This is a genomic window from Devosia sp. (genome assembly GCF_028290645.1).
Taxonomy (GTDB): domain Bacteria; phylum Pseudomonadota; class Alphaproteobacteria; order Rhizobiales; family Devosiaceae; genus Devosia_A.
The window spans coordinates 1-4,639 of record NZ_JAQGJL010000366.1; the positions used below are offsets into that span (position 1 = coordinate 1).

Consider the following 4,639-nt stretch of genomic DNA (forward strand, 5'->3'; position numbering starts at 1 on the left):
GGCGGCGGCGTCCGCCGCATCGAGGATATCCGCAAGCTCCTGCTGGCCGGCGCCGACAAGGTCGCGATCAACTCGGCTGCTGTCTCCGACCCGGATTTCATCGCCCGCGCCGCCGACAAATTCGGCGACCAGTGCATCGTCGTCTCCGTCGATGCCCGCAAGCGCCTCACCCAGGCTCCCGGTCAGGACAACCGCGACGAGTGGGAAATCTTCACCCACGGCGGCCGCAACGCCTCGGGCCTCGACGCCGTCGAGTTCGCCGCGAAAATGGTCGAGAGCGGTGCCGGCGAGTTGCTGGTCACCTCGATGGATCGCGACGGCACCAAGTCCGGCTTCGACCTGCAGCTCACCCGCGCCATCGCCGATGCGGTACACGTGCCGGTGATCGCCTCGGGCGGCGTCGGCTCGCTCGACGACCTCGTCGCCGGGGTGAAGGAGGGGCACGCCTCGGCCGTGCTCGCCGCCTCGATCTTCCACTTCGGCACCTACACGGTGGGGCAGGCCAAGGACTATATGGAGCGCCACGGCATCGCCATGCGCCACGACCTCAATCCGGGAGCGGAACAATGAGCTTCACCCTCGAAACGCTCGACCAGCGCATCGCCGCCCGCGCCTCGGCTTCGCCCGATGAGAGCTACACGGCCAAGCTGCTCGCCGGCGGCGTAGAGCGCTGCGCCAAGAAATTCGGCGAGGAAGCCGCCGAGATCATCATCTCGGCGGTCACCAAGGACAAAAAAGGCACCGAGGGCGAGGCCTCCGACGTGCTCTATCACCTGCTGGTGCTGCTGCGCGCCGCCGGCGTGCCGCTCAGCGATGTGATGGCACAGCTCGAGCGCCGCACCACGCAATCGGGGCTCGAGGAAAAAGCCGCGCGCCCCAAGGCCCAGAACTGATGGGCATGAAGAAGCTCGAACTCGCCCCGTTCCACTACTTCACCAAGGCCGAATGGAGCCGCTTCCGCGCCGACGAGCCGATGACGCTCGACGCCGATGACGTCAAGCGCCTCCGCGCGCTGACCGATCCGATTTCCTTCACCGAAGCCGAGGAAATCTACCTGCCGCTGAGCCGGCTGATCTCGCTCTATGTCGAGGCGACGCAGGAGCTGCACCGGGCCTCGACGAAATTCCTCGGCGCCGATGGGCGCAAGGTGCCCTATATCATAGGCGTCGCCGGCTCGGTCGCGGTGGGCAAGTCGACCACCTCGCGCATCCTCCAGGCGCTGCTCCGCCGCTGGCCGAGCTCGCCCAAGGTCGACCTCGTCACCACCGACGGCTTTCTCTACTCGAACCAGCGGCTGGATGAGCTGAAGCTCGCCGAGCGCAAGGGCTTTCCCGAAAGCTATGACCGCGCCGCGCTGATCCGGTTCCTGAGCGACATCAAATCCGGCAAGCCCGACGTCAAGGTGCCGGTCTATTCCCACCTCGTCTACGACGTGATCGAGGGCGAGTTCATCACCATCGACCGGCCTGACATCCTGATCGTCGAGGGACTGAACATCCTCCAGCCGGGGGAACTGCCGAAATCCGGCAAGCCGATCGTCTTTGCTTCGGATTTCCTCGATTTCTCGATCTTCATCGATGCCGACGAGAACGACCTCACCACCTGGTTCATGGAGCGCTTCCGGCGCCTGCGCGAAACCGCCTTCGCCGACCCCAAGAGCTTCTTCCACCGCTTCACCCAGATGAGCCAGAAGGAAGCCGAGGATTTTGGCATGTGGGCCTGGACCGAGATCAACCTGCCGAACCTGCGCGACAACATCCAGCCGACGCGGAGCCGGGCCGACCTGGTGCTGACCAAGGGGCCGAGCCACACGATCGAGCGGGTGGCGCTGAGGAAGGTCTGAGGCGCTCCGAGCCCTAGATCCCGATCCCCTTCTCCTCCGCCAGCGCCTGCAAATCCGCTACCGGCCGTGCGCCGATATGCGAGATCACTTCGCTCGCGGCGAGACACCCCGCCTGCAGCGCCGTGCGGAAATCACGCTCGCGCGCAATGGCCAGCAAAAACCCCGACGCGAACAGGTCGCCCGCGCCGGTCACATCCACCACCTCGGGCACCGCGTAGGCCGGCACGGTGATGATCTCGCCCTCGTGCACCACCATCGCGCCGTCGGCGCCCATGGTGATGGCGGCCAGCTCGGCGTCCCTGGCGATCGCCTGCACGGCGCCGTGGAAGTCGGTCTGGTAGAGCGACTTCAGCTCTTCGATGTTGCCGAAGACGATGTCCATGGTTTTGGACCGGATCAGGTCGAGGAACTCGTCGCGATAGCGGTTGACGCAGAACGGGTCGCTGAGCGTGAAGGACGCGGCCCGCTCGTGCTTGTGGGCGTAATGGGCCGCCATGACGAAGGCCTTCTTCGCTTCCGCCGGGTCCCACAAAAACCCTTCCATGTAGGTCACGGTCGCGGCGCCGATCTCGTCTTCCTTGATGTCGGCGGTGGTGAGCTGGTGGCAGGCGCCGAGGTACGTGTTCATCGTCCGCTCGCCGTCCGGCGAGAGGAGGATCATCGAGCGCGCCGTCGCCGGCCCGTCCTTGAGCCGCGACACGCCATAGTGGACGCCGATGCGGGCAAGGTCCTCGGCGAACACCTCGCCCAGGGGATCGCCGGCGACCTTCCCCACGAACGCTGCCCGTCCGCCCAGCGAGGCGACGCCGGCCGCGGTGTTGGCCGAGCTGCCGCCCGAGATCTGCCGCTTGTTGTCCGGCATGCGCTCGTAGAGGTAGGCGGAGCGCTCCGCATCGACGAGGTGCATGATGCCCTCGCTGAGTCCCTCGCGTTCGAGGAAGCCCGGATCGATCGGGGCGATGACGTCGACGATGGCGTTGCCGATGGTGAGAACGTCGAACCGGGTCTCGGCCATCGGCGATCCTTCAAGGAAATGGGAAAAGAGCCGCGCCGGAAATAGAGGAGATTGCGCCCTGGCGCAACGGCCAGCGCAGGCGCGCCGCGGCTTGCCAACCTCGATGACTCCGGGCTTTGCCCGCCTTCTCCCACAAGGGGAGAAGGCGAGGCGGAGGGATCGAGGGCTACCCCCTCGGCGCCGGCGTCTTCGGTTCGTACCGGCACCATTCGCGGATGATGCAGCGCCAGCATTCGGGCTTGCGTGCCTTGCAGACATAGCGGCCGTGGAGGATCAGCCAGTGGTGGGCGTGGAGCAGGTACTCGTCGGGGATCACCTTCAGCAGCCCCAGTTCCACCTCGAGCGGTGTCTTCCCGGGCGCCAGCCCAGTGCGGTTCGCCACCCGGAAGAGATGCGTGTCCACCGCGATGGTCGGCTTCCGGAAGGCGGTGTTGAGCACGACGTTCGCGGTCTTCCGCCCGACGCCTGCGAGGGTTTCCAGCGCTTCCCGGTCTGCGGGCACTTGCGAATGGAACTTCTCGATCAATTGCTGGCTGAGCGTGAAGACGTTCTTCGCCTTGGTGCGGAAGAGCCCGATGGTCCTGATCCGCTCCTCGATGCCCGCCACCCCTAGCGCCACCATTTTCTCGGGCGTCTCGGCGAGCTTGAACAGCGCCGGGGTCGCCTTGTTGACGCCGGCATCGGTCGCCTGGGCCGAGAGCACCACCGCCACCAGCAGCGTGAACGGGTTCACGTAATCGAGTTCGCCCTTCGGTTCGGGCTCCGCCGCCGCAAAAGCGCCGAAAATCGCTCCGACATCTGCTTTAGGCAGTCGTTTCACTTTTTGCTGCGCCATTTCCGTCATCCCGAATCTGAGCCTATAGTGATGCCCAAGATGACGACGCAAACGCAAGCAAGGCCGCTCTTTGCGGCAAAGCTGACGCCCCACCGATCGCTGGGACGCAAGGGCGTGCGACTAGTCATCGTGCTGATGGCGGTCCTCGCCACCATCCCCGCCATCATCTTCTTCTCGATGGGCGCCTGGCCGATCGTCGGCTTCATGGGCCTCGACGTGGCGCTGGTCTGGTGGGCGCTGAGCGCCTCGCAGCGCGACGGCAAGCGCTACGAGGAAGTGACGCTCTGGCCCGATCAGCTCGAGCTGAAGCAGGTCGATGGCGTCGGCAAGGAAACCCTCAGCCGGTTCAATCCGTATTTCGTGAAGCTGGTGGTGGACCGCGACTATAACGAGCGCACCACCGGCCTGCACCTGCGCACCCGCGACCGCGACGTCGTCCTCGGCGAATTCCTCAACCCCGACGAGAAGTCGAGTTTTGCCAAGGCCTTTGGTACGGCGCTGAAGAAGGCCCGGGTTTAGCCCCGATCTCTCCGCAGCTGCGTTCTCCCACAAGGGGAGAAGGCATCCCGACTGATAGTCGGCGTCAAAAGCGGGTCGCAACCTACCGCCGGGGCGCCTATCTTGCCTCCATCATGAGCAAGCACGAAAATATCATCGCCAACTCGGACTACGAGACCGTTCGCGCCGCCATCGCCTATCTCAGCGAGACGCTGCCCGACGAAACCGACCTGCCGCGCTTTGCCAGGGCTCTCGGGCTGACCGAGCGGCAGCTCACCGACCTGTTTCGCCGCTGGTGCGGGCTGAGCCCGAAGACCTTTGCCCAGGCCGTGGCGCTCGATCATGCCAAGCGCCTTCTCGCCGATCAGCAGAGCGTGCTCGATACCACCTACGAGGTCGGGCTCTCCTCCACCTCGCGGCTGCACGACCTGTTCGTCACCCATGAGGC

At 65.5% G+C, this 4,639-nt stretch carries 7 protein-coding genes; 5 read left to right on the forward strand and 2 right to left on the reverse strand.

The features are described 5' to 3' along the window. The 3 genes from JWQ89_RS19505 to coaA all read left to right on the forward strand — a co-directional run. Positions 1-570 (forward strand): HisA/HisF-related TIM barrel protein (locus JWQ89_RS19505; RefSeq protein WP_299643789.1); only part of this gene is annotated, 570 nt, incomplete at its 5' end. After that, positions 567-893: a phosphoribosyl-ATP diphosphatase gene (locus tag JWQ89_RS19510; RefSeq protein ID WP_299643790.1), complete on the forward strand. Its 327-nt coding sequence runs from the start codon at positions 567-569 to the stop codon at positions 891-893. The genes JWQ89_RS19505 and JWQ89_RS19510, both read left to right, overlap by 4 nt. 5 nt (positions 894-898) lie before the next feature. Next, positions 899-1,843, forward strand: a complete 945-nt coding sequence (gene coaA, locus JWQ89_RS19515; protein ID WP_299643791.1) for a type I pantothenate kinase — start codon at positions 899-901, stop codon at positions 1,841-1,843. A 13-nt stretch (positions 1,844-1,856) separates the two neighbouring features. Here the strand turns inward: coaA and JWQ89_RS19520 are convergent, their stop codons facing one another. Together JWQ89_RS19520 and nth are read right to left on the reverse strand one after the other, a co-directional pair. Further along, positions 1,857-2,858 (reverse strand): adenosine kinase, encoded by a 1,002-nt coding sequence (locus JWQ89_RS19520; protein ID WP_299643793.1) that lies wholly within the window; start codon positions 2,856-2,858, stop codon positions 1,857-1,859. Positions 2,859-3,024: 166 nt separating this feature from the next. Then, positions 3,025-3,693, reverse strand: coding sequence for an endonuclease III (gene nth / locus JWQ89_RS19525; protein WP_299643795.1), 669 nt, complete (start codon positions 3,691-3,693; stop codon positions 3,025-3,027). Between the two features lie 39 nt (positions 3,694-3,732). Here nth and JWQ89_RS19530 point away from each other — a divergent pair, with 39 nt between their 5' ends. Both JWQ89_RS19530 and JWQ89_RS19535 read left to right on the forward strand, forming a co-directional pair. After that, positions 3,733-4,212: a DUF2244 domain-containing protein gene (locus JWQ89_RS19530; protein WP_299643797.1), complete on the forward strand. Its 480-nt coding sequence runs from the start codon at positions 3,733-3,735 to the stop codon at positions 4,210-4,212. Positions 4,213-4,325: 113 nt separating this feature from the next. Next, positions 4,326-4,639 (forward strand): helix-turn-helix domain-containing protein (locus JWQ89_RS19535; RefSeq protein ID WP_299643799.1); only part of this gene is annotated, 314 nt, incomplete at its 3' end.

Excerpts from the sequence above, each read along its gene's own strand:
- JWQ89_RS19530 (WP_299643797.1), top strand. The coding sequence starts at position 3,733 with ATGACGACGCAAACGCAAGCAAGGCCGCTCTTTGCGGCAAAGCTGACG.
- coaA (WP_299643791.1), top strand. The coding sequence starts at position 899 with ATGAAGAAGCTCGAACTCGCCCCGTTCCACTACTTCACCAAGGCCGAA.
- nth (WP_299643795.1), bottom strand. The coding sequence starts at position 3,693 with ATGGCGCAGCAAAAAGTGAAACGACTGCCTAAAGCAGATGTCGGAGCG.
- JWQ89_RS19520 (WP_299643793.1), bottom strand. The coding sequence starts at position 2,858 with ATGGCCGAGACCCGGTTCGACGTTCTCACCATCGGCAACGCCATCGTC.
- JWQ89_RS19510 (WP_299643790.1), top strand. The coding sequence starts at position 567 with ATGAGCTTCACCCTCGAAACGCTCGACCAGCGCATCGCCGCCCGCGCC.